24 protein-coding genes and 1 pseudogene are annotated in these 24,036 nt (G+C 70.4%); 7 read left to right on the top strand and 18 right to left on the bottom strand.

All coding sequences use genetic code 11. The annotated features are described in order from the left end of the window. Position 1: 1 nt before the first annotated feature. The 6 genes from mmsB to IF28_RS0112935 form a co-directional block, all read right to left on the bottom strand. Positions 2–1,249 carry a multiple monosaccharide ABC transporter permease gene (gene mmsB, locus IF28_RS0112910; protein WP_030218259.1) on the bottom strand — a complete coding sequence of 416 codons (1,248 nt, stop codon included), beginning with the start codon at positions 1,247–1,249 and terminating at the stop codon, positions 2–4. Then, complete coding sequence (gene mmsA / locus IF28_RS0112915; protein WP_030218267.1) at positions 1,246–2,796, bottom strand: multiple monosaccharide ABC transporter ATP-binding protein; 1,551 nt, start codon at positions 2,794–2,796, stop codon at positions 1,246–1,248. The genes mmsB and mmsA overlap by 4 nt, the downstream gene beginning before the upstream one ends. Before the next feature lie 32 nt (positions 2,797–2,828). Further along, entirely contained in the window at positions 2,829–3,938 is a 1,110-nt protein-coding gene (gene chvE, locus IF28_RS0112920) for a multiple monosaccharide ABC transporter substrate-binding protein (RefSeq protein ID WP_030218270.1), read from the bottom strand. A 138-nt stretch (positions 3,939–4,076) separates the two neighbouring features. Beyond that, positions 4,077–5,045 carry a hypothetical protein gene (locus IF28_RS0112925; RefSeq protein WP_030218272.1) on the bottom strand — a complete coding sequence of 323 codons (969 nt, stop codon included), beginning with the start codon at positions 5,043–5,045 and terminating at the stop codon, positions 4,077–4,079. 153 nt (positions 5,046–5,198) lie between these two features. Continuing rightward, entirely contained in the window at positions 5,199–6,203 is a 1,005-nt protein-coding gene (locus tag IF28_RS0112930) for a zinc-dependent alcohol dehydrogenase (RefSeq protein WP_030218274.1), read from the bottom strand. Positions 6,204–6,228: 25 nt separating this feature from the next. After that, entirely contained in the window at positions 6,229–7,392 is a 1,164-nt protein-coding gene (locus tag IF28_RS0112935) for a mandelate racemase/muconate lactonizing enzyme family protein (RefSeq protein WP_030218277.1), read from the bottom strand. Between the two features lie 241 nt (positions 7,393–7,633). Between IF28_RS0112935 and IF28_RS0112940 the strand changes: the two genes are divergently transcribed. Then, on the top strand, positions 7,634–8,422 hold the full coding sequence (locus IF28_RS0112940; protein WP_030218279.1) for an SCO2400 family protein: 789 nt from the start codon (positions 7,634–7,636) through the stop codon (positions 8,420–8,422). Positions 8,423–8,904: 482 nt separating this feature from the next. On the opposite strand, the gene IF28_RS0112945 is transcribed toward IF28_RS0112940, so the two are convergent. Beyond that, the gene (locus IF28_RS0112945; protein ID WP_030218281.1) at positions 8,905–9,342 is read right to left on the bottom strand and encodes a MarR family winged helix-turn-helix transcriptional regulator; all 438 of its coding nucleotides are present in this window, start codon (positions 9,340–9,342) and stop codon (positions 8,905–8,907) included. 93 nt (positions 9,343–9,435) lie between these two features. Between IF28_RS0112945 and IF28_RS0112950 the strand changes: the two genes are divergently transcribed. Beyond that, a complete protein-coding gene (locus tag IF28_RS0112950; RefSeq protein ID WP_030218284.1) occupies positions 9,436–10,455 on the top strand; it encodes an NADP-dependent oxidoreductase in 1,020 nt (339 codons plus the stop codon). A gap of 101 nt (positions 10,456–10,556) precedes the next feature. Here IF28_RS0112950 and IF28_RS36345 read toward each other — a convergent pair whose 3' ends face one another. After that, complete coding sequence (locus tag IF28_RS36345; RefSeq protein ID WP_051713726.1) at positions 10,557–11,162, bottom strand: hypothetical protein; 606 nt, start codon at positions 11,160–11,162, stop codon at positions 10,557–10,559. 63 nt (positions 11,163–11,225) lie between these two features. Here IF28_RS36345 and IF28_RS0112960 point away from each other — a divergent pair, with 63 nt between their 5' ends. Together IF28_RS0112960 and IF28_RS0112965 are read left to right on the top strand one after the other, a co-directional pair. After that, the gene (locus IF28_RS0112960; RefSeq protein WP_030218290.1) at positions 11,226–12,029 is read left to right on the top strand and encodes an EI24 domain-containing protein; all 804 of its coding nucleotides are present in this window, start codon (positions 11,226–11,228) and stop codon (positions 12,027–12,029) included. Next, positions 12,026–12,640, top strand: a complete 615-nt coding sequence (locus tag IF28_RS0112965; RefSeq protein WP_030218293.1) for a LysE family translocator — start codon at positions 12,026–12,028, stop codon at positions 12,638–12,640. The genes IF28_RS0112960 and IF28_RS0112965 overlap by 4 nt, the downstream gene beginning before the upstream one ends. On the opposite strand, the gene IF28_RS0112970 is transcribed toward IF28_RS0112965, so the two are convergent. Further along, positions 12,612–13,859, bottom strand: coding sequence for a hypothetical protein (locus IF28_RS0112970; protein WP_030218295.1), 1,248 nt, complete (start codon positions 13,857–13,859; stop codon positions 12,612–12,614). The genes IF28_RS0112965 and IF28_RS0112970 overlap by 29 nt on opposite strands. A gap of 166 nt (positions 13,860–14,025) precedes the next feature. On the opposite strand from IF28_RS0112970, the pseudogene IF28_RS39820 reads away from it, so the two are divergent. Continuing rightward, positions 14,026–14,202, top strand: a pseudogene (locus IF28_RS39820) (fibronectin type III-like domain-contianing protein); the annotation flags it as partial. 70 nt (positions 14,203–14,272) lie between these two features. Here IF28_RS39820 and IF28_RS0112980 read toward each other — a convergent pair. Both IF28_RS0112980 and IF28_RS0112985 read right to left on the bottom strand, forming a co-directional pair. Further along, positions 14,273–15,244: an aldose epimerase family protein gene (locus IF28_RS0112980; protein ID WP_030218297.1), complete on the bottom strand. Its 972-nt coding sequence runs from the start codon at positions 15,242–15,244 to the stop codon at positions 14,273–14,275. A gap of 15 nt (positions 15,245–15,259) precedes the next feature. After that, on the bottom strand, positions 15,260–16,150 hold the full coding sequence (locus IF28_RS0112985) for an SGNH/GDSL hydrolase family protein (protein ID WP_199808985.1): 891 nt from the start codon (positions 16,148–16,150) through the stop codon (positions 15,260–15,262). A 162-nt stretch (positions 16,151–16,312) separates the two neighbouring features. On the opposite strand from IF28_RS0112985, the gene IF28_RS0112990 reads away from it, so the two are divergent. After that, the gene (locus IF28_RS0112990) at positions 16,313–16,807 is read left to right on the top strand and encodes a DUF3145 domain-containing protein (protein ID WP_030218302.1); all 495 of its coding nucleotides are present in this window, start codon (positions 16,313–16,315) and stop codon (positions 16,805–16,807) included. Between the two features lie 167 nt (positions 16,808–16,974). Here the strand turns inward: IF28_RS0112990 and fabF are convergent, their stop codons facing one another. From fabF to fasR, 5 genes are all read right to left on the bottom strand, one after another. Then, positions 16,975–18,246 (bottom strand): beta-ketoacyl-ACP synthase II, encoded by a 1,272-nt coding sequence (gene fabF, locus IF28_RS0112995; RefSeq protein ID WP_030218305.1) that lies wholly within the window; start codon positions 18,244–18,246, stop codon positions 16,975–16,977. A gap of 124 nt (positions 18,247–18,370) precedes the next feature. Beyond that, the gene (locus tag IF28_RS0113000; RefSeq protein WP_004931691.1) at positions 18,371–18,619 is read right to left on the bottom strand and encodes an acyl carrier protein; all 249 of its coding nucleotides are present in this window, start codon (positions 18,617–18,619) and stop codon (positions 18,371–18,373) included. Between the two features lie 81 nt (positions 18,620–18,700). Next, positions 18,701–19,702 carry a ketoacyl-ACP synthase III gene (locus tag IF28_RS0113005; RefSeq protein ID WP_030218310.1) on the bottom strand — a complete coding sequence of 334 codons (1,002 nt, stop codon included), beginning with the start codon at positions 19,700–19,702 and terminating at the stop codon, positions 18,701–18,703. A gap of 23 nt (positions 19,703–19,725) precedes the next feature. Beyond that, positions 19,726–20,640, bottom strand: a complete 915-nt coding sequence (locus IF28_RS0113010; protein WP_030218313.1) for an ACP S-malonyltransferase — start codon at positions 20,638–20,640, stop codon at positions 19,726–19,728. An 89-nt stretch (positions 20,641–20,729) separates the two neighbouring features. After that, positions 20,730–21,935 (bottom strand): fatty acid biosynthesis transcriptional regulator FasR, encoded by a 1,206-nt coding sequence (gene fasR, locus IF28_RS0113015; protein ID WP_030218316.1) that lies wholly within the window; start codon positions 21,933–21,935, stop codon positions 20,730–20,732. 62 nt (positions 21,936–21,997) lie between these two features. Between fasR and IF28_RS0113020 the strand changes: the two genes are divergently transcribed. Next, a complete protein-coding gene (locus IF28_RS0113020; RefSeq protein ID WP_030218321.1) occupies positions 21,998–22,651 on the top strand; it encodes a pirin family protein in 654 nt (217 codons plus the stop codon). Between the two features lie 274 nt (positions 22,652–22,925). Here IF28_RS0113020 and IF28_RS0113030 read toward each other — a convergent pair whose 3' ends face one another. Both IF28_RS0113030 and IF28_RS0113035 read right to left on the bottom strand, forming a co-directional pair. Continuing rightward, on the bottom strand, positions 22,926–23,189 hold the full coding sequence (locus IF28_RS0113030) for a DUF397 domain-containing protein (protein WP_030218324.1): 264 nt from the start codon (positions 23,187–23,189) through the stop codon (positions 22,926–22,928). Further along, positions 23,155–23,997 (bottom strand): helix-turn-helix domain-containing protein, encoded by an 843-nt coding sequence (locus IF28_RS0113035; RefSeq protein ID WP_030218327.1) that lies wholly within the window; start codon positions 23,995–23,997, stop codon positions 23,155–23,157. Before IF28_RS0113035 ends, IF28_RS0113030 begins: the two co-directional genes overlap by 35 nt. Between the last annotated feature and the right edge of the window lie 39 nt (positions 23,998–24,036).

A 24,036-nucleotide genomic window follows, 5' to 3' on the forward strand; every position in this document is an offset into this window, starting at 1 on the left:
CTTACGAACCGGACTTGCGCTTGTTCCACACGTCGAAGCCGACCGCGGCCAGCAGGACCAGGCCCTTGATGACCTGCTGCCAGTCGGTGCCGATGCCGACGAGGTTCATACCGTTGTTCAGCACGCCCAGGACCAGACCGCCGATGATCGCGCCGAGGACCGTGCCGACGCCGCCGCTCATCGACGCGCCGCCGATGAACGAGGCGGCGATGGCCTCCAGCTCGAAGTTGAGGCCGGCCTTGGGAGAGGCCGCGTTGAAGCGGGCGGCGAACACCAGACCCGCCAGGGCCGCGAGCATGCCCATGTTCAGGAAGACCAGGAAGGTGACCTTCTTGTCCCGCACACCCGACAGCTTGGCCGCGGGCAGGTTGCCGCCGATGGCGTAGATGTGGCGGCCGATGACGGCGTTGCGCATCACGTAGCCGAAGCCGACGAGCAGCGCGCCGAGGATCAGCAGCACGATCGGGGCACCCTTGTAGCTGGCCAGCAGCATCGTCACGACGAGGATGGCGGCACCCAGCGCGACGAGCTTCAGCAGGAACAGCTTGGCGGGGAGGACCTCGAGGTCGAACTCCTTCTGGCGGCGCCGGTCGCGGACCTCCTGGAGGACCACGAGCGCGATCAGTCCGATGCCGAGGAGCAGGGTGAGGTTGTGGTAGTTGGTCTCCGGGCCGACCTCGGGCATGAAGCCGTTGGCGACCGTCTGCAGGCCCTTGGGGAACGGGCCGAGGGTCTGGCCCTCCAGGAAGATCTCGGTGAGACCGCGGAAGGTCAGCATGCCCGCGAGGGTCACGATGAACGACGGTATGCCGCCGTAGGCGATGAACCAGCCCTGTATCGCGCCGGCCAGGGCGCCCACGGCCAGACAGAGGATCACCGCGACCGGCCAGGGCAGATCGTTCCTGACCATGAAGACGGCGGCCATCGAGCCGACGAACGCCGTCAGCGACCCGACCGAGAGGTCGATGTGGCCCGCGATGATGACCAGCATCATGCCGATCGCGAGGATCAGGATGTAGCTGTTCTGCAGCACCAGGTTGGACACGTTGCGCGGCAGCAGCAGGTCGCCGTCGGTCCACACCGCGAACAGCGCCACGATGAGACCCAGGGCGATCAGCATGCCGTACTGGCGCATGTTGCGGCGCATGCCGTCCAGCATCAGCTGGAGCAGGCCGTCACCGCTGCCCGCCCCGTTCTTGCCCGGCGGCGCGGCCGCCGGCGTCTTGTCGGTGACTTCGGTGCTGCTCATCGGGATACCTCTTTGTCCTTCGTCATCTGACGCATCAGCGATTCCTGGGAGGCCTCGGCCCGCGAGAACTCACCGGTCAGCCGCCCCGCGGCCATCGTGTAGATGCGGTCGCACATGCCGAGCAGTTCGGGCAGCTCGGAGGAGATGAAGACGACCGCCTTGCCCTCGGCGGCCAGCTTGTCGATGACCGTGTAGATCTCGTACTTGGCGCCGACGTCGATGCCGCGCGTCGGCTCGTCGAGGATCAGCACATCGGGACCCGCGAAGATCCACTTGCTGAGGACGACCTTCTGCTGGTTGCCGCCGGACAGCTTGCCCACCGGCTCGAACACCGTCGGGGCCTTGATGTTCATCGACTTCCGGAAGCGCTCGGAGACCTGCCGCTCCTCGTGCTCGTCCACCACACCGCGCCTGGCGACCTTCTTCAGGGCGCTGAGCGAGATGTTGCGGTTGATGGTGTCGATGAGGTTCAGCCCGAAGTGCTTGCGGTCCTCGGTGACGTACGCGATGCCGTGTCCGACCGCCTCCGGGACGGTCTTCGTACGGATCTCCGTGCCGTCCTTGAGGACGGTGCCGGCGGCGTGCCGGCCGTAGGTGCGGCCGAAGACGCTCATCGCGAGTTCGGTACGGCCCGCGCCCATCAGGCCGGCGATGCCGACGATCTCACCGCGCCGCACCTCGAGGGACACGTCGTCGACGACCTTGCGCTGCTGGTCGATCGGGTGGTGCACGGTCCAGTTGCGGATCTCCAGGGCCGGGGCGGCGCCCTCCTCCGGCTGGTGCGGGGTGCGCTCCGGGAAGCGGTGCTCCAGGTCGCGGCCGACCATGCCGGAGATGATCCGGTCCTCGCTGGTCTCCTCGGCCTTCACGTCGAGCGTCTCGATGGTCCGCCCGTCCCGCAGGATCGTCACCGAGTCGGCGACCTTGCGGATCTCGTTCAGCTTGTGCGAGATGATGATCGAGGTGATGCCCTGTTCCTTCAACTCCAGGATGAGATCGAGGAGTTTGTCGCTGTCCTCGTCGTTCAGGGCCGCGGTCGGCTCATCCAGGATGAGCAGCTTCACCTTCTTCGAGAGCGCCTTCGCGATCTCCACCAGCTGCTGCTTGCCCACGCCGATGTCGGCGACGCGGGTGTCCGGGTGGTCGGAGAGCCCGACCCGGCGCAGCAGCTCGGTGGCGTGCTTGAGGGTGGCGTTCCAGTTGATGAACCCGCGCGTGGCGTGCTCATTGCCGAGGAAGATGTTCTCCGCGAGGGAGAGGAACGGCGACAGCGCCAGTTCCTGGTGGATGATGACGATGCCGCGCTGCTCGCTGGCCCGGATGTCCTTGAACTCGCAGGGCTCTCCCTCGAAGAGGATGTCCCCCTCGTAGCTGCCGTGCGGATGGACGCCGGAGAGGACCTTCATGAGGGTCGACTTGCCGGCGCCGTTCTCACCGCAGATGGCGTGGACCTCGCCCTCCCGGACGGTCAGGGTGACGTCCGACAGCGCCTTGACGCCGGGAAAGGTCTTGACGATCGAGCGCATTTCCAGGACGGGTCCCGCCATGGTCGTGCCTTCCAATCCTTGAAGGGGCCCGGTTACTTGAGCTGGTCCTCGGTGTAGTAGCCGCCGTCGACCAGGATCTGCTTGTAGTTGGACTTGTCGACGCTGACCGGCTGCAGCAGGTAGGCGGGGACGACCTTGGAGCCGTTGTCGTACGACTTGGTGTCGTTGACCTCGGGCTTCTTGTCGTTCAGGACCGAGTCGACCATGTTCGCGGCGACCTTGGCGAGCTCGCGCAGGTCCTTGAAGACGGTCTGGGTCTGCTGGCCCGAGATGATCGACTTCAGCGAGGCGACCTCGGCGTCCTGGCCGGTGACGACGGGCATGGCCTTGCTGCCGGAGCCGTAGCCGTCCGACTTCAGGGCGGACAGGATGCCGATGGAGATGCCGTCGTAGGGCGAGAGCACCGCGTCGACCCGGGCGCTGCGGTAGCTGGAGGTGAGCAGGTCGTCCATGCGCTTCTGCGCGGTGCCGCCGTCCCAGCGCAGCGTGGTGACCTGGTTGAGGTCGGTCTGCTTGGAGCGGACGACCAGCTGGCCCTTGTCCATGTACGGCTTCAGGACGTTCATCGCGCCCTGGAAGAAGTACCGGGTGTTGTTGTCGTCGTTGGAGCCGGCGAACAGCTCGATGTTGAAGGGGCCCTTCTTGCCGGCCTTCAGCCCCAGCTTCTCGACGATGTAGCCGCCCTGCAGCTCGCCGACCTTCTCGTTGTCGAACGAGGCGTAGTAGTCGACGTTCTCGGTGCCGAGGATCAGCCGGTCGTAGGAGACGACCGGGATGTCGGCGTCCTTGGCCTGCTGCAGGACGTTGCCCAGGGACTTGTTGTCGATCGCCGCCACGATCAGGGCGTCCACACCCTGCGTGATCATGTTCTCGATCTGCGAGACCTGCTGGTCCGGGTCGTCCTCACCGAAGACCAGCTTGGTCTTGAACCCCTTGGCCTTCAGCTCCTTCTCGACGTTGGCGCCGTCGGCGATCCAGCGCTCGGAGGACTTGGTCGGCATCGCGATGCCGATGGTGGCGCCGTCGCTGCCGCCCTTGTCCTCCTCGCTGCCGCCCTCGCCGCTCTGGCCGCAGGCGGACAGGGTCAGGGCGAGGGAGGCGGCGGTGGCCACGGCGGCGAGTGCGGCTCTGCGATTACGCATGATCATCATCCTTGATGTGTGTGCGGGGTCGGTCCGGACGGGCGAGGCGCTTCCGGGGGTGGAACGGGTGACCGAGAACAGGGTGTGTGCGATTGTGCGCGGCTGTGTCTACTTCTGTGAAGCCGGTTTTCCGGAACGTTATGACGAAATCTCGAACCGGCTCTGGGTGCCCGGGAGTCGGGACCCGAGCGGCGCCATGTCGCCGTCCGCGCCGTGCCGCGCCAGCAGGTCCAGCGCCAGCCGGCCGCGCCGCACCCGCTCCTTGGCGGTCGCCAGGGTCAGCTCCCGCATGTGGTGGCCGTACGGGTAGATGCCGGGCGCCTTGGCCAGGCCGAACTTCAGATACAGCGGGGCGCCGCGCCGGATGAGCTCGGCGACCTCGTACATCCGCACATAGCCGCCGAGGTCGTCCGGCGCCTCGATGTACATGTCCATCGGGGTGGCCGAAACCCGTCGTATCTCGGTGAGGTGAGCGAGCGTCAGATCGCTGGGCACGTTGATGGAGTCGGCGCCGAGCCGCTCGTAGACGGCGAACGAGGCCGGGTTCACCGGGCCGACGAGCGCCGACAGCTTCAGTGTGGTGTCGGCGGGCAGCAGCCCGGCCGCACGGGCCCGGTGCAGTGTCCAGAGCACGCCCTCGTCGGCGACGAGCAGGCACTTGACGCCCAACTCGGTGGCACGGACGGCGTCTTCGACACAGCCGGCCACCGCGTCGTGGCCCCGGGCCCGCAGTCCCGCGCCGCCCGAGTCGGTGCGGGTGGAGCCGCCGATGTCCCAGGTGCCGCGCGGGCCGGTGAACAGGCAGAGCTCGATGTCCCGTTCGGCGGTGGCGTCCACCATCTCGGTGATCTCGGCGTCGGTCAGCATCCAGACGCCGCTGCCCTGGCTGATCCGGTGGATCGGCACATCGAGGCGCGAGGCCTCCTTGAGGACCACGGCCAGCGCCTCGGGGCCCTCGCACGAGGGGACCTCGGTGCGCCAGCGGCCGCCGCCGGGGAAGGTGTGCGGCGAGGCGTCGGCGGGGTCGAGGGCGGGTGCGCTCAAGCCGAGCGCGGTGAGGGCGGGTTCACCGGGCCTGCGGGGAGCCGTGGCGGAAGCGTCGGTCACAGGGTGTCCTTTGGTTCGATATATCGGACGAAGTTCGCCACTCGGGGTACGAGCCGGGCGAAGTTCGCGGCCCGGGGTACGAGCCGGGCGGGGAAGGCGGTGGGTGTACGCCGGTACGGGGGCCGTCGGGTCGCCCCCGTACCGGCGTACGGACTAGGGACGCAGCAGAACCTTGCCCACCTTCGGATCGCCGGACCCCACCAACTCGATGGCCCGAGGGAACTCGGCGAGCGGCAGTTCATGGCTCACCAGCGGCAGCGGATCGAGCAGCCCGGCGGCGAACACCCGTACGGTGTGCGCCCAGGCGTCCGGCGGCGCGCCGAAGACGGTGTGCACCTCCAGCTGCCGTACGACCAGATCCGTCGGGTCGAGTCCGCCGGCACCCGGCGCGGGGATACCGGTGAGAACCAGCCGTCCGCCGCGCCGCAGCAGCGCGGCCGCCGTACGGGCCGCGTCCGCGGAGCCGGCGGTCTCGATCACCACGTCGAAGTCGTCCGGGAGCGGCTGGTCCTTGGTACGGAAATCGGTGGCCCCGTACCGCCGGGACAGTGCCTCCCGGTCGCCCCGGGTGCCCACCACCAGCAGCTCGGCCGGGGAGCCCGCGCGCAGGAACTGCACGGCGAACATCCCCAGCGTGCCGGTGCCGACCACCGCGACCCGCTCACCGGGCACGGCGTTCGCCTTCAGCGCGGCGGCGGCGATGCAGGCGGCCGGCTCCAGCAGCGCGGCCGCGCTCAGATCGGCGTCGTCCGGCAGGACGTGCAGCAGCCGGGCCGGGAGCGTCAGCGTGGCGGCCATGGCGCCCGGCCGGGTGAAGCCGGTCTCCTCGTACCCCGCCGAGCACAGCGTCGTCTCACCGGCGTGACAGCGGTCGCAGACCTGGCAGTTGCGGAAGCCCTCGCCGACGACCTTGCGGCCGGCCAGCGCCTGGGGCACGCCCGCGCCCACCCGCTCCACGGTCCCGGACCACTCGTGGCCCGGGGTGAGCGGGTAACGCACGTACCCCTCGGGCCGGTTGCCCTGGTACACCTCGCGGTCACTGCCGCAGATCCCGGCGGCGTGCACCCGGACCAGGGCCTCGCCGGGACCGGGCTCACGCGGCTCGTGCGGCTCCAGACGGTGCTCGCCCGGAGCCTGGATGACGACCTGGGTGCTCATCGCGCCCCTCCCCGGCGGCCGGCGGTCACTGCGTGCCCTTGGGCTTGCGCTGCTCCCAGCCCTCGGCCCACAGGTCGAACCGGGCCTGCTGCTGCGGGAACTCGGCCGCCGCGTCGACGTCCAGCTCCACGCCGAGGCCGGGGGCGTCGGAGAGGTGGAAGCAGCCGTCCTCCGGGTTCACCTGCGGGGCGCCCTTGACGACCTTCTTGATGTCCGCGTCCGCGAAGTCGTTGAAGTGCTCCAGGATCTTGAAGTTCGGCGAGGTGAAACCGACCTGGAGGGACGCGGCGGTGAGCACCGGGCCGCCGACGTTGTGCGGGGCGACGAGCATGTAGTGCGTCTCGGCGGTCGCGGCGAGCTTGCGGGTCTCCCAGATGCCGCCGATGTGGCCGACGTCCGGCTGCAGGATGTCCACGGCCTGGCTCTCGAACAGCTCGCGGAACTCGATCCGGTCGTGGATGCGTTCACCGGTGGCGACCGGCATGTCGACCTTCGCGGCCACCTTCTCCAGCGCCTTGAGGTTCTCCGGCGGCACCGGCTCCTCCAGCCAGGCCGGGTTGAACGGCGCGAGTTCCCTCGCCATACGGATGGCGGTGGCGGGGGAGAAGCGGCCGTGCATCTCCAGCATCAGCTCGGCGTCGGGGCCGATGGCGTCCCGTACGGCCTCGATCAGCGAGACGGCGTACAGGCTCTGCCGGTGGTCGAGTTCGAAGTGCCCGGTCCCGAACGGGTCGATCTTCAGGGCCCGGTAGCCGCGCTCCATCACCGCCTGAGCGGCCTTGTGGTACGCCTCCGGGGTGCGCTCGGTGGTGTACCAGCCGTTGGCGTAGGCCTTCACCTTGTCGGTGACCTTGCCGCCCAGCAGCTGCCAGACGGGGACGCCGAGGGCCTTGCCCTTGATGTCCCAGCAGGCCATCTCCACGACGGCAATACCGGACATCACGATCTCGCCGGCGCGGCCGTAGTCGCCGTACTTCATCCGGCGGACCAGGTCCTCGACGGCGAACGGGTCGGAGCCGAGGATGTGGTTGACCTCGGCCTCCTTCAGGTATCCCAGGAGGGCGTCGGTGTGGCCCAGCATCCGGGTCTCGCCGACTCCGGTGATTCCCTCGTCGGTGTGCACCTGTACGTACGTCAGGTTGCGCCACGGCGTCCCGACCACGTGTGTGCTGATTCCGGTGATGCGCACGGCAGTTCGCCCCTCGCTGTGATGGTGGACCCTGTCCTCGGTCTCCGCAGTTCGACACGTTCGATATTTCGTCACACGTTCGAAATGCTGGCGTGACAGTAAGGACGGGGTGGTGGGGGTGTCAATGGGTCTCGCGCATAACGGTTTCGACAGTTTCGAAACCATTGAGCATTGGTCCGCACCAAACTTTCACAACAAGGGCTATGAAGCGGACCCGAACGGAACCTAACCTTCCCGCGTCATGGACTTTTGCCAGCCGTGCCGACGGCACCTCAATGGCGCCCTTGCCTGCCCCGGCTGTGGCACGCCCGTAGAGACACTCCGCGCCGCCGCGCCCGCGGGGGGCGAGGGCGACCCGCGTGCGGTCGAGGAGACCGCGCACGTCGCGGAGGACTCCGGGGAGTACGGCGAGGAGTCGCGGGACGAGCCGCGGGACGACGAGCCGCGCGGACGTCGGGCCGGCCGGCGCCGGGGGCCGGAAGCGGAGCCCGGGCCCGAACCGGACGACGACGACCCTTCGGCGGGGCAGAGCCGTCGTGACCGCAAAGCGGCGGCGCACCGGCGGCGGCGCAACCGTACGTTGCTGATCGCGGCGGGGTTCGTTCTCGCGGCGGGCGGGCTGAGTCTCGCGGAACTCGGGATGGACGTGTCCGGGGCGCCGCCGAAGCCGGCGGCGGCGGGGGAGGAGACCGCGGACGGCGGAGCGACGGAGCTGGAGCCGTCGGCGTCGCCGAGCGGTGGGGTGAAGGGGGCGGTGGCGCCGGGCGAGTCGCCGGAGGCCAGTCCCTCCGGCTCGCCGTCGGCTTCGGGGTCCCCGTCGGAGGGGGCGTCGGAGTCGGCGTCGGCGGACCCGGACACGGACACCTCCTCCGCCCCGGCGCCCCCGCCGACATCGGCGCCGGCGCCCCCGGACGACTCCTCGCCGGACCCGCCGTCCCCGGCCCCGACGACCAAGGACCCGGAACCGGACCCGGACCCGGAACCGGAACCCACAGAAACCTGCGACCGCTTCCTGTGGTGGTGCACCTGACGCAGGTGCCGGCCGGGGGTGGGTCACGCGGCCCGGCGCCGGCGGGGTGCCGTCGCGCCCACCCGTGCCGCCCCAGCGGCACGACTGCCCGCGGAGTGCGTCGGCACCTGCGTGCCGTACCCGAGCCGACCCGGCCACTCGCAGGACGCGCCTGACCGCGCTCCCGCACATCCTCCGCCAGCCGCGGGCGCGCGAGCCCGTGAGTGACCTCCGCCGGCCGCGGTGGCGCGTAAGCGTATGAGTCACCTCCGCCGACCGCGGGCAATCGTGCCGCAGGGCGGCACGGGTGGGCGCGACGGCACCTCGTCGGCGCCGAGCAGCGCCACCCCCCCGGGGCCACACCAGCGCGGGCGTGAAGGTCGCAGGTGCCGGCCGGGGGTGGGTCACGCGGCCCGGCGTTCACGGGGTGCCGTCGCGCCCACCCGTGCCGCCCCAGCGGCACGACTGCCCGCGGGAGCGGGAGGTGGCGCCCGCGCAGGGGGTTACGTCAGCATGGTTCGTAGTGCGTCGCGCAGCGCCACCCGGGCCGGTACGGACAGCCCCGCCAGGGGCTCGCGGGCGAAGTTCAAGGACTCGCGCAGGCTCCGCGCCACCCGCCGCCCCTCCGGCGTCGCCGCCGCCAGCTTCACGCGGCGGTCCCCGGGGTCCGGCCGCCGTTCCACCAGCCCCCGCGACTCCAGCCGGTCCACGATCCCCGTGACATTCGACGGCTCGCACTTCAGCCGCTGCGCCAGCTTCCGCATCGGCAGCGGCTCCAAGGACAGCAGACTGAGCAGCTTCGCCTGGGCACCCGTCAACGCATGACCGGCGGCCGCCTCCTCGTACTCCTCGTGATAGCGGGCCACCACCGAGCCGATCAGCTCGACGACCTCCAGCGTGAGGGCGTCCGGTCGGCGCGTGGCGGTTTCGGGTGTGGCCATGCCCTCAAGGGTACCCGGTTGCTTGACATCCTGAAATATTCAGCCGCATGGTTGTTTCAGGTAATGAACTATTCCGAGGAAGGGTGCCACGCCATGACCGCCCCCACACCCCCCGCCACCGCCCGCGAGTGGCACCTGCTCACCCGCCCCGTCGGCTGGCCGAAGCCCGAGGACTTCGCCCTCGTCGAGACCGATGTCCGCGCCCCGGCCGAGGGCCAGGTACTCGTACGGAACAAGTACCTCTCCGTGGACCCGTACATGCGCGGCCGTATGAGTGCCGCGAAGTCGTACGCCGCCCCGTACGAGCTGGGCAAGGCCATGCAGGGCGGCGCCGTCGGCGAGGTCGTCGCCTCGAACGCCGACGGGATCACCCCCGGCGACCACGTCCTGCACTTCTTCGGCTGGCGCGAGTACGCCGTCATGGACGCGAAGAACGCCGTCAAGGTGGACCCGGACGCGGCCCCCCTCTCCGCGTACCTGGGCGTGCTCGGCATGACCGGCCTCACCGCCTACGCCGGACTGCTGCGCACCGCCTCCTTCAAGGAGGGCGACTCCGTCTTCGTGTCCGGCGCGGCGGGCGCGGTCGGCAGCCAGGTCGGCCAGATCGCCAAACTCAAGGGCGCCTCCCGGGTGATCGGCTCCGCCGGTTCCGACGAGAAGGTGAAGCTGCTCGTCGAGGAGTACGGCTTCGACGCCGCGTTCAACTACAAGACGGCCCCCGTGAACGAGCAGCTGCGCGCCGCCGCCCCCGACGGGATCGACGTGTACTTCGACAACGTCGGCGGCGACCACCTGGAGGCGGCCATCGGCCGGCTCAACCGGGACGGCCGGATCGCCGTCTGCGGCATGATCTCGGTCTACAACAACACCGAGCCCGCCCCCGGCCCCCGCAACCTCGCCCGGCTGATCCAGACCCGCGGCCGGATCGAGGGCTTCCTCGTCGGCGACCACTACGACCTGCAGCCGCGGTTCGTCGAGGAGGTCGGCCCGTGGGTCCGCTCGGGCGAGCTGAAGTACCGCGAGACGGTCGTCGAGGGCATCGAGAACAACCTCGAGGCGTTCCTCGGCGTCCTGCGCGGCGACAACACCGGAAAAATGATCGTCAAGCTCTGATCCGCCCGTGACACGACCGCGCCGCCGGTCGTTGCGTACGACGGGGCCGCACCCTTGGACGTGGGGTGCGGCCCCTGTCGGCGCCCGGCGCGCGGACGCCGTCAGAGGTCCAGCAGGTCCGCCAGATCCGTCGGGTCCAGCCGGCTCAGGAACCGTCCCGGCCAGGAGTACACCGCGCCGCCGAAGGAGAGGTTGCGGGTGTAGACGCTCTCCAGCAGGATCGCGAGCCCGACGTCCAGACCGTCGGCGTCACCCTCCGCGACACCCGAGATCGTCCGCGGCCGCCGCCACTCGGAGCGGGTCATGGTCACGACGACGCCCTTGCGCGTCAGCTCGTGCCGGCGCTTGTCGTCCAGCACCCGGTACCGGTACGAGCGTCCCCTGACCTCGATCCGCAGGGCGCGCTCCGACCGCCGGACGGCCAGATGACGGCGCCTCGGCCGGCAGTTGTTCACGCCGGCGCTGAGCTGCATGTGCGCCATGCGGGGAAGCCCGCGGAACCGGACGCCCCGGAAGGCCAGCGTGGGAACCCCCTCGCCCGCCACCCGGGCGGTCTGCTTCTCCCCGGAGTGCCAGGATTCCCTGGGGCACGTCAGCCGGACCTCCCCGATACCGGGCAGTGTCCCGCTCCAGACGTACGTGGCCCGTCTCAGCAGCCGCCGGCGCTCGAACTCCGCACGCGTGAGCTCGAACCTCATCGTGTCCATGTGCCCCGTCTCCCCGGTGCCGGGGTGACGCTTCCCGGCGGCTCCCCGATAGGGTTTTTTACCATGCGCGATCTTGGGGCGGGTTTCCGGTATCTCCTCGCCGGCCAGCGGTGGGTGGCCAGGCACGGCAAGCAGTACGGGTTCGGGCTGCTCCCGGGCCTGATCACCCTCGTGCTGTACGCGGCGGCGCTCGTCGCGCTGGCGCTGTGGGGCGAGGACTTCGTCACCTGGGCGACGCCGTTCGCCGACGACTGGTCCAGCCCCTGGGCCGGGCTGTTCCGCGGCTTCCTCACCGCCGTCCTGTTCGCCCTCGGACTGCTGCTGTCCGTCCTCACCTTCACCGCGGTGACCCTGCTCGTCGGCCAGCCGTTCTACGAGAACCTCTCCGAGAAGGTCGACCGGGACGTCTCGCCCGACGGCACCGCCCCCGAGTCCGGGCTGCCCCTGCTGCGGGAGCTGTGGATCTCGGCCCGCGACAGCCTCCGTATCCTCCTGCGGGCCCTGGTGTGGGGCGTGTCGCTGTTCGCGCTGGGGTTCATCCCGGTGGTCGGGCAGACCGTCGTACCGGTGATCGGGTTCTTCGTCACCGGCTTCTTCCTCACCGAGGAGCTCACCGCCGTGGCGCTCCAGCGCCGCCGGGTCGAAGTACGGGAGCGGCTCGGCCTGTTGCGCTCCCGCAAGACCCTCGTATGGGGCTTCGGCACACCCCTGGCGGTGGCCTTCCTGGTCCCGTTCGTCGCCGTGTTCCTGATGCCGGGCGCGGTCGCCGGAGCCACGCTGATGGCACGCGACCTGCTCGGAGAGGAGACCGCCGGGGACAGGGCCGAGGACTCCGGGGACGCGGAGGACGAGGACACGCCCGTATGACCGAGATCCTCGCCGTCGCCGTCATCACCGTCCTCGCGGTGATCGCGCCGGGCGCCGACTTCGCCATGGTGGTCCGCAACAGCTACCTCCACGGCCGCCGCACCGGCGTACTCGCCGCGCTCGGTGTCGCCGCCGGGGTCCTGGTGCACGTCACCTACACCATGCTCGGCGTCGGCCTGCTGATCGCCTCCTCCACCTTCCTGTTCACCGTCATCAAACTCATCGGCGCCGCCTACCTCGTGTACATCGGCGTCCGCACCTTCCGTACCCGCGGCGAGGTCACCGTCGACCTGGAGAACAAGACGGACCTGACCCCGTTCGCCGCGCTGCGCACCGGCTTCCTCACCAACGTGCTCAACCCGAAGACGACCCTCTTCGTCGTCTCGACCTTCGCCCAGGTCGTCAGCCCCGGCACCCCGCTCCTCCAGCAGGCGGGCTACGGCCTGTTCATGTCGCTGGCCCACCTGCTGTGGTTCGGCGTCGTCGCCGTGTTCTTCTCCCACGACCGGATGCGCACCCTGATGCTGCGCGGCCAGAAGGTCCTCAACAAGGTGATCGGATCCGTCCTGGCCGGCCTCGGCGTCAGCCTCGCGTTCGCTCCGTCGCACTGACCGCCACGGTCACGATCGCCCGCGTCTGCGCGATGATGTCCAGCCGGTTCCGCACGAACTCGGGGTCGGTCACCTCGGTGGTGTTCCCGGCGCCGAACTGCAGCACGGGCGTGTGCACATGGCCGCCCGGCAGACTGCCGCGCAGCCCGAGCCGGTCCCGCAGCAGCGTCGCCCGGTAGGCGATCTCGTTGGACAGATAGTCCCCGCCGCCCCCGGCCCGCGCCGTCGAACCGGGCGTCGGTCCCTGCGGCCGCACGACGGCCTCGGTACCTCCCGCCGGGATCTCCGTCACGCCGGTGTTGTCGTACACCGGGAAGCGCCCCGTCTCCGAGGCGACGATGGCCGCGTACGGCAGTGTCGTGGCCGTCCACTGCGGCTGCGAGGCCGGGTCGCTCACCGGGACCGTCTCCGTGCGGCCGATGTTCTCGTTGTCCCCGAACCCGCCCCGCCAGGCCCCGTTGGTCCGCTCCACGTCGAAACGGCCCACCCGGCCCTGGCTCACGGTGGTGAACAGATCGACCCTCGGCAGATGCGGCCGCAGCGCCCGCTCCACGGTCCCCTCCGTGAAGTCCCGCCAGCGCACCGGGAACATGGCCGTCTCGATCCGCGCCGGACCGTCCGCCGTCTCGATCACCGTGCCGTCCAGGGCGAGCGCGACGGCCCCCGACGGGTTGGAGATACGGATGTCCCGGTCCAGGGTGAACGGATCGAAGCCCGTCACCAGGATCCGCTTCACCCCCTTGCGGTGCGGATACCGGATCGCGGTCTGTCCGCGCGAGGTCCGCTCCAACTCGTCCAGCAGCCGTGCCCGCTGCTCGTCGTCGATCCCGAACCCGGGCTCCCAGGCGCGCAGTTCACGCGTCATCCCGAGCCGCGCCCAGTACAGCGGCCGGTCGTCGTCCCGGCTGAGGTCACCGCCCGCCGGACCGCGCCCCTGTGCCCGGTCGACGGCCCTGCGCCACAGCTCACCCCCTTCCCGTACGACGGCCCGGCGGGCCTGGGCGTAGGAGTGCGCGTGGTCGAGGGCACGGGCGAACTCCGGTGCCACGCCGTCGAATCCGGAACGGCGGAGTATCTCCTGCGGGGCCGCCGCGTCCAGGCGGCGTTCCTCGACGGTGGGGGCCGCGCCGGTGGCGGCGGTCGCGGTCACGGGGGCGGCGGTCAGCCCGGCCAGCAGGGCCAGACCGAGAACGCCGATGCGCGCATATACGGATCTCAAGGGGGTGGGGCCTTCCGTCGTCGTGGGGTACGGGATGCCGGAGGCCGCAGTATCGCGTGACCCACGCGGTCCCCGCCATGGGGCGCGAGGGACGGGCGGGCCAACCGCCACCCGGGACCCCGGACGCGCCGTCCGCGAGAACCCGCGGCTGCCCGGCCGCCAGGACGCCTCCGTGGAGGCCGGACCGGGGGAGCGGGCCGAGGTCACCGTCGAACGTGCGCGACGCGCGTTCGGGATCTGGGACGAGGCCGCCGCATCGTGGTCATATGTGAAGGGTTCGTACGAGATCGAGGTCGGGCGCTCGATCGAGGACCACGGGATCACCGCGACGATTAACGTCTGATCCGGAGAAGTATCCACATGAGCAGCCCCGGTCCGGGACCCTGACCCCGGACCGGGGCTCATGTGCGCGGCTACCGGGCGCCGAAGCCGTACACCGTCTCGGAGCGGAACACCTCGCCCGGCCGCAGGACCGTGCTCGGGAACTCCGGGCGGTTCGGGGAGTCGGGGAAGTGCTGGGTCTCCAGCGCGATGCCGTCACCGGGCGTGAACGGCTCCCCGATGTGGTCGGCGGTGTAGAGCTGGATCCCGGGCTCGGTGGTCGACACGGTCAGCACCCGGCCCGACGCCGGGTCGTACAGCTCGCCGATCTCCTCGGGCGCCGCCGTCACCCCCTTGTCGAGGGCGTAGTTGTCGTCGTACCCGCTGCCCGCCTTGCGCGCCTCGCGGAAGTCGAAGCGGGTCCCGGTGACGTCGGCGAGCTCACCGCTCGGGATCAGGTCCGCGCCCGACGGCGTGTAGCGGGACGCCGCGAGCCGCAGCTCGTGCCCGGAGGCGCTGCCCGAACCGGCCAGGTTCCAGTACGAGTGGTTCGTCAGGTTCACATGCGTCGGCGCGTCCGCCACCGCCTCGTACGCGATCCCCAGCGCACCCCGCTCGTCCAGCGAGTACGTCACCGCGACCTCGAGCCGGCCCGGGAACCCCTCCTCGCCGTCCTCGGCCACCAGCGACAGCCGCAGACCGTGCGCCACCGGGCTCACGTCCCACACCCGCTTGTCGAAGCCCCGCGCACCGCCGTGCAGGGAGTTCGGCCCGTTGTTCGCGGCCAGCGTGTGCTCGCGCCCCTCCAGGGAGAAGCGCGCGCCCGCGATCCGGTTGGCGTAACGGCCGATCAGGGCGCCCAGGAAGGGCTCCGGATGCCGGAGATAGCCGTCCAGGTCGGAGAACCCCAGCACCACGTTCCCGGCCCTGCCGTCCCGGTCCGGCACCTCGACGTCCTGCACGATCCCGCCGTAGGACAGGATCCGTACCCGTACGCCCGCCCGCTCCAAGGTCCAACGGTGCACCGGCGTGCCGTCGGAAAGTGTGCCGAAGAGTTCGTTCATGTGCGAAACAATAAGTCACGGCCGCTTCGCCGTGACCGTGCGGTACGCGATCTCGGCCAGCTCGGCCTGCCCGTCGACGCTGGGGTGGAACCAGTCCCATTGGCTCAGTTCATCGGTCCCGAACCGGTACGCGTACACCGCCCCGCCGTCGAAGCGGCAGCGACGGTCCTTCGCGCAGACCTCCTCCAGCACCTCGTTGTAGTCCTCCACCCGGTGACGCACCGTCTCGCGCCGCAGCGTCGCCGCCGCGTCCAGGGCGTCCGCGTCGCCCAGCATCGACGGGCAGATGCCCAGCTTCCACACCTGCTTGCCCAGCGCGCTGGTCCGGCCCTGCGACCAGAGCCGCTTCAGATCCGGCACGCTCGCCACATACACCTGCGTCCTGGGCAGCGCCGTACGCAGGGAGCGCATGGCTTTCTCGAAGTCGGCGCGGAACTCCGCCACCGGGGTCATCGCCGACGTGGTCTCCCGGCAGGCGTCGTTCGCCCCCGCCATCACCGCCACCAGCTCCGGACCGCGTCGCACGGCCCGCTCCATCTGACCCGGCAGATCCGCCATCCGGGCCCCGGTCACCGCGTAGTTCCAGCTCCGCTCGGCCGCCCGCGCCCGCCCCAGCAGCCGTACGGCGAGACTGTCGACCTCCTCACTGCTCCCCGTCGCCCACGACACCTCGGGACAGTCCGTCAGCACCGCGCACGCGTCGAACCCCCGGGTGATGGAGTCACCCACGGCCGCGACCGACTCGGGGCCGGTGTCCCACACGGGCGTGGGCGACGGCCGCGGCCTCTTCGCCGCCGGGGAGTCCCCGCCGCCGGCGTCGCACCCGGCCACGCCCAGCACCGCGGCCGCCACGACGGCGAGCAGAGCCCGCGAACGCCGCCCGCGCCTACGCGTCACCTGCCCCATCCGCTGCTCCATCCGCCGCCTCCCCGCACGTCCTGCCGGGTGAATGGTGGAGGTTTCCCGGCACTGGGACCGACGGTACGTCACACTCCTTGCACCGTCGCACGGTAGCCTCGCCATCAACGTGGTCCGCCCGGACCGCGCCCGTTCCGTCCGGAGGTTCCGGTGACGACTCGTGGAGTTCTGTACGTGCACTCCGCGCCGCGCGCGCTGTGCCCGCACGTCGAGTGGGCCGTCGCCGGGGTGCTCGGCACGCGCGTCAGCCTGGACTGGATCCGCCAGCCGGCCGCCCCCGGCACCTGGCGCTCGGAGTTCTCCTGGCAGGGCCAGGCGGGCACCGCCTCCAAGCTCGCCTCCGCGCTGCGCGGCTGGCAGATGCTCCGCTTCGAGGTCACCTCGGAGCCCTGCCCCTCCGCCGAGGGCGAGCGCTACAGCTGCACCCCCGACCTGGGCATCTTCCACGCGGTCACCGGCATCCACGGCGACATCCTCATCCCGGAGGACCGCCTGCGCGCGGCCCTGACCCGCTCCCAGACGCACCAGACCGACCTGGAATCGGAAATCGCCAAACTCCTGGGCAAGCCCTGGGACGACGAACTGGAACCCTTCCGCTACGCGGGAGAAGGAGCCCCGGTCCGCTGGCTCCACCAGGTGGTCTGACCCCCTTTAGGGGCGCGGGGCTGTGCCGAAGTGCGGCTCCGCCGCGTGGGCGCGAAAGGGGTCTGGGGGCAGAGCCCCCAGGGACGGGACGGGAAGGGGCGGCGGGGGCGAAGAAAAAAGGGCCCCCACCCCCCGCCAAGGGGGTGAAGACCCTTCAGTAGAGCCGGTCACACAGACCGGAACGCCAGCACCACGTTGTGCCCACCGAACCCGAACGAGTCGTTCAACGCGGCAATCCGCCCAGCCACAGGCAACTTCCGCGCCTCCCCCCGGACGACATCCGCCGCGGCCTCGGCCTCAGGATCAAGATTGTCCACATTGATCGTGGGCGGAGCGATCCGGTGATACAGCGCCAACACGGTGGCCACGGACTCGACACCCCCCGCCCCACCCAGCAGATGCCCGGTCATCGACTTCGTCGCGGACACCGCGAAGTGATCCGCGTCGTCCCCGAACACCTTCCGCAGAGCCTTCAGCTCCGCGATGTCCCCCGCGGGCGTGGACGTCGCGTGCGCGTTCACATGCACGATCTCCGCAGGATCGAGATCCGTCCGCTCCAGCAGGTTCTGCAGCGCGTGCGTGATCCCCCGCCCCTCCGGCTCCGGCTGCACGATGTCGTGCGCGTCGGCCGAGATGCCCTGACCGACCGCCTCCGCGTACACCCGCGCACCCCGCGCGGCCGCGTGCTCGGCGGACTCCAGGACGACGACACCCGCGCCCTCGCCCATGACGAAGCCGTCCCGGGCGACGTCGTAGGGACGCGACGCGCCCTCGGGGTCGTCGTTGTTCTTCGACATCGCCATCATGTTGCCGAACGCGGCGATGGGCAGCGGGTGGATCGCCGCCTCCGTACCGCCCGCGACGACGACGTCCGCACGCCCGGTGCGGATCATCTCGATGGCGTAGCCGATGGCCTCCGCACCCGAGGCGCACGCGGACACGGGCGTGTGCACACCCGCGCGGGCGCCCACGGCGAGTCCCACGTTCGCGGAGGGGCCGTTCGGCATCAGCATGGGCACGGTGTGCGGGGAGACGCGGCGTACGCCCTTCTCCTTCAGCACGTCGTGCTGGTCCAGCAGGGTCGTCACGCCGCCGATGCCGGAGGCGATGACGGCGCCCAGCCGGTCGGGGTCGACCTTCGGGTCCTCGCCGGCCCTGGCTTCGAAACCGGCGTCGGCCCACGCCTCCTTGGCCGCGATCAGCGCGAACTGCGCCGAGCGGTCCAGACGGCGGGCCTGCGGCCTGGGGATGACCTCGGTGGGCTCCACGGCCGCACGGGCCGCGATGCGTACCGCCTGCTCGGCGGCCCAGTCCTCCGTGAGGGGCCTGACGCCGGAACGGCCGGCGATCAGTCCCTCCCAGGTCGAGGCTGCGTCGCCACCCAGCGGTGTGGTTGCGCCGATACCGGTGACGACCACGGTGCGATTGGTCGGGCTCATCGGAATTCTTTCTCCAACGGATTACGAGGATTCGTACGGCGCCACCGCCGGGTGGCGGGGCCGGCTGCCCCGGCCCCCGGGCCTTCCGTCACCGACGGACAGCGGACGGAAGGCCCGGCAGGGCTCAGGCCTGGTGCTTGAGGATGTAGTCGGTCGCGTCGCCGACGGTCTTGAGGTTCTTGACGTCGTCGTCCGGGATCTTGACGTCGAAGCGCTCTTCGGCGGCGACGACGACCTCGACCATGGACAGCGAGTCGACGTCCAGGTCGTCGGTGAAGGACTTGTCCAGCTGGACGTCCTCAACCGGGATGCCGGCGATCTCGTTCACGATCTCCGCGAGACCGGCGACGATCTCTTCCTGAGTGGCGGCCATGATGGCGCTCCTTCGTTGTGATTCCTGAGGATGTGACGGTGGTTCCTCGCGTACCGGACCGCATGATCCGGCACGGAGTGCCTAGGGGAGGGTAACGACCGTAGCGGCGTAGACGAGACCCGCCCCGAAGCCGATGACGAGCGCGGTGTCGCCGCTCTTCGCCTCACCGGTCGCCAGGAGCCGCTCCATCGCGAGCGGGATCGAGGCGGCCGAGGTGTTGCCGGTGGTGCGGATGTCACGGGCGACCGTGACGTGCTCCGGCAGTTTCAGGGTCTTCACCATCGAGTCGATGATCCGCACATTGGCCTGGTGCGGGATGAAGACGTCCAGTTCGTCCGGCGTCAGCCCGGCGGCGTCCAGCGCCTCCTTGGCGACCTTCGCCATCTCGAACACGGCCCAGCGGAACACCGCCTGGCCCTCCTGCGTGATCGCGGGAAACTTCTCGACGGTGCCGTCGCGGTAGTCCGTCCACGGCACGGTCTGCTTGATGGTCTCGGACTTGTCGCCCTCCGAGCCCCATACGGTCGGGCCGATCGCGGGCTCCTGGGAGGGGCCCACGACGACGGCGCCCGCGCCGTCACCGAACAGGAAGGCCGTGGCCCGGTCCTCCAGGTCGGTCAGGTCGCTCAGCCGCTCCACGCCGATGACGAGCACGTACTCGGCGGAACCCTCCACCACCATGCCCTTGGCGAGCGTCAGGCCGTACCCGAAGCCCGCGCAGCCGGCCGAGATGTCGAAGGCGGCGGCCTTGTCCGTGCCCAGCTGGTCGGCGATCAGGGTGGCGACGGCCGGGGTCTGCTGGAAGTGGGAGACGGTCGACACGACCACGGCGCCGATCTGCCCGGCGTCGATCCCGGCGTCCGCGATCGCCTTGCCGGACGCCTCGACCGACATCGCGGCGACGGTCTCCTCGGGGGACGCCCAGTGCCGGGTCTCGATGCCGGAGCGCGAGCGGATCCACTCGTCGGACGAGTCGATCGTCTCGAGGATCACCTCGTTCGGCACGACCCGGGTGGGACGGTAACCGCCCACGCCGAGGATGCGTGCGTACGGGGCGCCCTTGCTGGGCTTGATCTTCGCCATGCGGGTGGGCTCCTTTGAGGCGATCAGGCGGCGTGCTCGGCGATGAGCTCGCGGGCGGCGTCGAGGTCGGCGGGGGTCTTCAGGGCCAGCGTCCGCACGCCCGGCAGGGCGCGCTTGGCGAGACCGGTCAGGGTGCCGCCGGGGCAGACCTCCAGGAGGGCGGTGACGCCGAGCTCCTTGAAGGTCTCCATGCACAGGTCCCAGCGGACCGGGTTGGCGACCTGGCCGACCAGGCGCTCGAGCACCTCGGCGCCGGTCGCGACGTCCCTGCCGTCCTTGTTGGACACGTACGTGACCTTCGGGTCGCCGGGCGTGAGCGCCTCGGCGGCCTTCGCCAGCGTGTCTACGGCGGGACCCATGTGGTGGGTGTGGAAGGCGCCGGCCACCTGCAGCACGACCACGCGGCGCACACCCTCGGGCTTGTCCGCCTCCAGCGCGGCGATCTGCTCCTTGGTGCCGGCAGCGACGATCTGGCCCGCGCCGTTGATGTTCGCCGGCGTCAGGCCCAGCTTCTCCAGGTGCGCCACGGTGGTCTCCGGGTCGCCGCCGAGCAGCGCCGCCATGCCCGTCTCCGTGATCGCGGCGGCGTCGGCCATGGCCAGACCCCGCTTGCGGACCAGCGAGAGCGCGGCGGTGTCGTCCAGCACGCCCGCGAAGGCGGCGGCGGTGATCTCACCGACGCTGTGACCCGCGACCGCGCCGGGGACGATGTCACCCAGTGCCGTGGCGGACAGCAGCCCGGCCGCGACCAGCAGCGGCTGGGCGACGGCGGTGTCGCGGATCGCGTCCGCGTCGGCCTTGGTGCCGTAGTGGGCGAGGTCGAGTCCGATGGCGTCGGACCATGCGGCGACGCGGTCGGCGGCGCCGGGGAGGTCGAGCCATTCAGTCAGGAAGCCGGGCGTCTGGGCACCCTGGCCGGGAGCGACGAGTACGAGCACTCTCACACTCTCTCTTGGGGACGGCCACGGCCGCCCGTGGGGACAAGGACGAAGAACAGCAGGGGGTTTTGTAGAGCCCCGACAAAAGGCTAGAGCTGAAGATCACCGTCGGCCAGACGCCCCAGGATCAGCGCGATCCGCAGCGTGAACGCAGAGCGTACATCGGAGGGTGACCATCCGGTGACGTCAGTCACACGTCGGAGCCGGTAACGAACGGTGTTGGGGTGAACGAACAGCATCCGCGCCGCGCCCTCCAGGCTGCTCGCCTGTTCCAGATACACACTGAGCGTTTCGAGCAGTGCGGCCCCGGCCTCTTCCAGCGGTCTGTAGATCTCCTCCACCAACTGCTCCCGCGCGGCCGGGTCTCCGGCCATCGCGCGCTCCGGCAGCAGATCGTCCGCCAGTACCGGGCGCGGGGCGTCCTGCCAGGCCGAACACGCCTTGAGCCCCGCCGCGGCGGCCTGCGCGGACCGGGTCGCGGCCAGCAGGTCGGGCACCACGGGACCGGCCACGACCGGCCCCGCGGCATACGGCCCGATGAGCGACTTGGCCACGCCCAGCGGGTTGTCGTTGCCGCCCGCGATCACCACGAGCCGGTCGCCGAGCACCCCGGTCAGCACCTGCAGTTTGGCGTGCCGGGCGGCCCGCCGGATGGCCTCCACGGTCAGCTCGGAGTCCCCGTCGGGCGCGGTGCCCAGCACCACGCACACATGGTCGGGCGAGTTCCAGCCCAGCGCTGCGGCCCGCGACACGGCACCCTCGTCGGCCTCCCCGCTGAGCACCGCGTTCACCACCAGTGACTCCAGCCGCGCGTCCCAGGCACCCCGTGCCTCGGCGGCCTGGGCGTACACCTGGGCGGTGGCGAAGGCGATCTCCCGCGCGTACACCAGCAGCGCCTCGCGCAGTACGTTCTCGTCGCCGGGCGCCGCCACCTCGTCGATGGCGGACTCCATCACCTCGATGGTGGTCCGCACCATCTCCACGGTCTGCCGCAGCGTGATGGCCCGGGTCAGCTCGCGCGGCGCGGTGCCGAAGACATCGGTGGAGATGGCCTGCGGGGCGTCCGGGTGCCGGAACCACTCGGTGAAGGCGGCGATGCCCGCCTGGGCGACCAGCCCGATCCACGACCGGTTCTCCGGGGGCATCGCCCGGTACCAGGACAGCGTGTCGTCCATCCGCGCGATCGCCTGGGCGGCGAGACTGCCGGACGACTTCTCCAGCCGCTTCAACGTCGCGGCGTGCGGATGCGCGGGGCGCGCCGCGGCTTGGTTGGTACTGGTTTCGGGTTCGGGCACGGGGACAAGACTGCCTTATCGGTACGGCCGCGCGTGTCGCCGGGGCTACGGTGGTCCATGTGATGGACGTACGGCGCGCTCACGAGCGCTATCAGGGCGGTGACCCGGCGGCCGGAATCGAGACCCGGCACGCGTTCTCCTTCGGCCCGCACTACGACCCCGACAACCTCCGCTTCGGCGCGGTGATCGCCTGCAACGAGGAGCACCTCGCCCCCGGCGCCGGCTTCGACGAGCACCCGCACAGCCACACGGAGATCGTGACGTGGGTGATCGAGGGCGAGCTGACCCACCAGGACTCCACGGGCCGGGAGACGCTCATCCGCCCCGGCGACGTCCAGCACCTCTCCGCCGCCTCGGGCGTCCGCCACGTGGAACGCAACGCGGGCGACGGCCCTCTCACCTTCCTCCAGATGTGGCTGGCCCCCCTGGACCCCGGCGGCGACCCCTCCTACGACGTGATCCGGGGCATAGCCGACTCCACCCCGTACGCCCTCCCGGCGGCAGGCGCGATGCTCCACGTACGCCGCCTGACCGCGGGGGAGCGGACGGCGATCCCGGACGGCGCGTACGTGTACGTCCACGTGATCCACGGCGAGGCGGAACTGAACGGCGAACTGCTGACCCCGGGCGACGCGGCCCGCCTCACCGCCACGAAGGACCTGGAAGCCCTCGCCAGGACCCCGACGGCGGAACTGCTGATCTGGGAGATGCGGTGAGCCCGACGGGGCTCGCCAGGGGAAGGTGCACGGAACTCAAGTAGAGCTTGAGTTTGATGTGCTCCGACGAGCCCGAGGCGAAGCGTCCGAGTCCCACCGTTCCGACAGCTTCTTTCGTGGACCGGGACAGCGGTAATCCCCATCCGGTCACCTGCAACGGGGTGCACGCCTTGGGTGCCATCTACGAAGACAAGAAGCCGCAGCATCTCACCGTGCAGGTCACCGGCGGGAACTCGACCTGGAGGATCGCGGTGATCTCCGGCAATCGGCAGTCCTAGCGCAGGCCGTCGACGAAGGTTTGCCAGGCCGGTGCGCTGATCGTGACGACCGGGCCGGTGGGGTTCTTGCTGTCGCGGACGGGGACGGCGCCGGTGGGGCAGGCGGGGGCGACCTCGACGCATTCGCCGCCGGTGTTGCCGCTGTACGACGAGGTGCGCCAGGTGGCGCCGCCGGTGACGGTGCACTCGACGCATTCGCCGCCGTTGGGGCCGCTGAAGCTGGACTTACGCCACTGGGTCTCGCTGGGGCCGGTCTGCATAGCGTTCCTCCATTACGCGGGCAATCAGCGCGGCCGAATCCTTCACGGGCAGGGCAGCCGCTTGCAAGTGAGCGTAATTGAGATTGGCCTCTTTGATGGTCTCCGGGTTGGCCGTCATGTGGCCGGACATCATGTCCTCCGTGTAGAAGACGTCCGGATGGTCATCGAAGCGCAGGATGGTGAACGCCCCTTCGAGGCCGGGGTGTTCGCCGCTGGACAGCGGCAGCACCTGGATACGCATCCAGCGATGGCTGGTGAACTTCAACAGGTGTCCCAGTTGGCGCCGCATCACGTCTTCTCCACCGATCGGTCGGTGCAGCACGGCCTCATCGAGGATCACCAACGTCAGGGGCGGCTTCTCCCAGTCGAGGATGCGCTGACGTTCCAGCCGAGCGGCCAGGAGACTGTCAAGCTGGTCCGGCTTGCCCGTAGCCAGCACCGCCCGCGCGTACTCCTCCGTCTGCAACAGCCCGTACACCAACTGTGCCTGGTACGTCGAGATGTACGCCGCCCGTGCCTCCATCTCCGCGTACGGCTGGAACCACGTGGGGAGTTGGCTGCGCAGTACCAGGCCGATCAGGCGGGAGAACAGGCCGTCCGTGCCCAGTGCCGCGTCCACGCGTTCCGAGAAGTCGCGGGTCGGGACCTTCTTCGTCGTTTCGATCTGGCCGATCAACGAGCCCGTGCAGAAGATGATCTCGCCCAGTTGGCCCTGCTTGAGGCCGTGGGCCTCGCGCTGGCGGCGGAGTTCCCAGCCGTAGTAGTCGAGCGGGGAAGCGGTGGGGTCGAGCGACTGGATGTGGACCACGGCGCACCTCACTTCAACGCCTCGCGGCGTTCGTTTCGT

It is taken from the genome of Streptomyces sp. NRRL WC-3626, from assembly GCF_000718785.1.
GTDB lineage: Bacteria > Actinomycetota > Actinomycetes > Streptomycetales > Streptomycetaceae > Streptomyces > Streptomyces edwardsiae.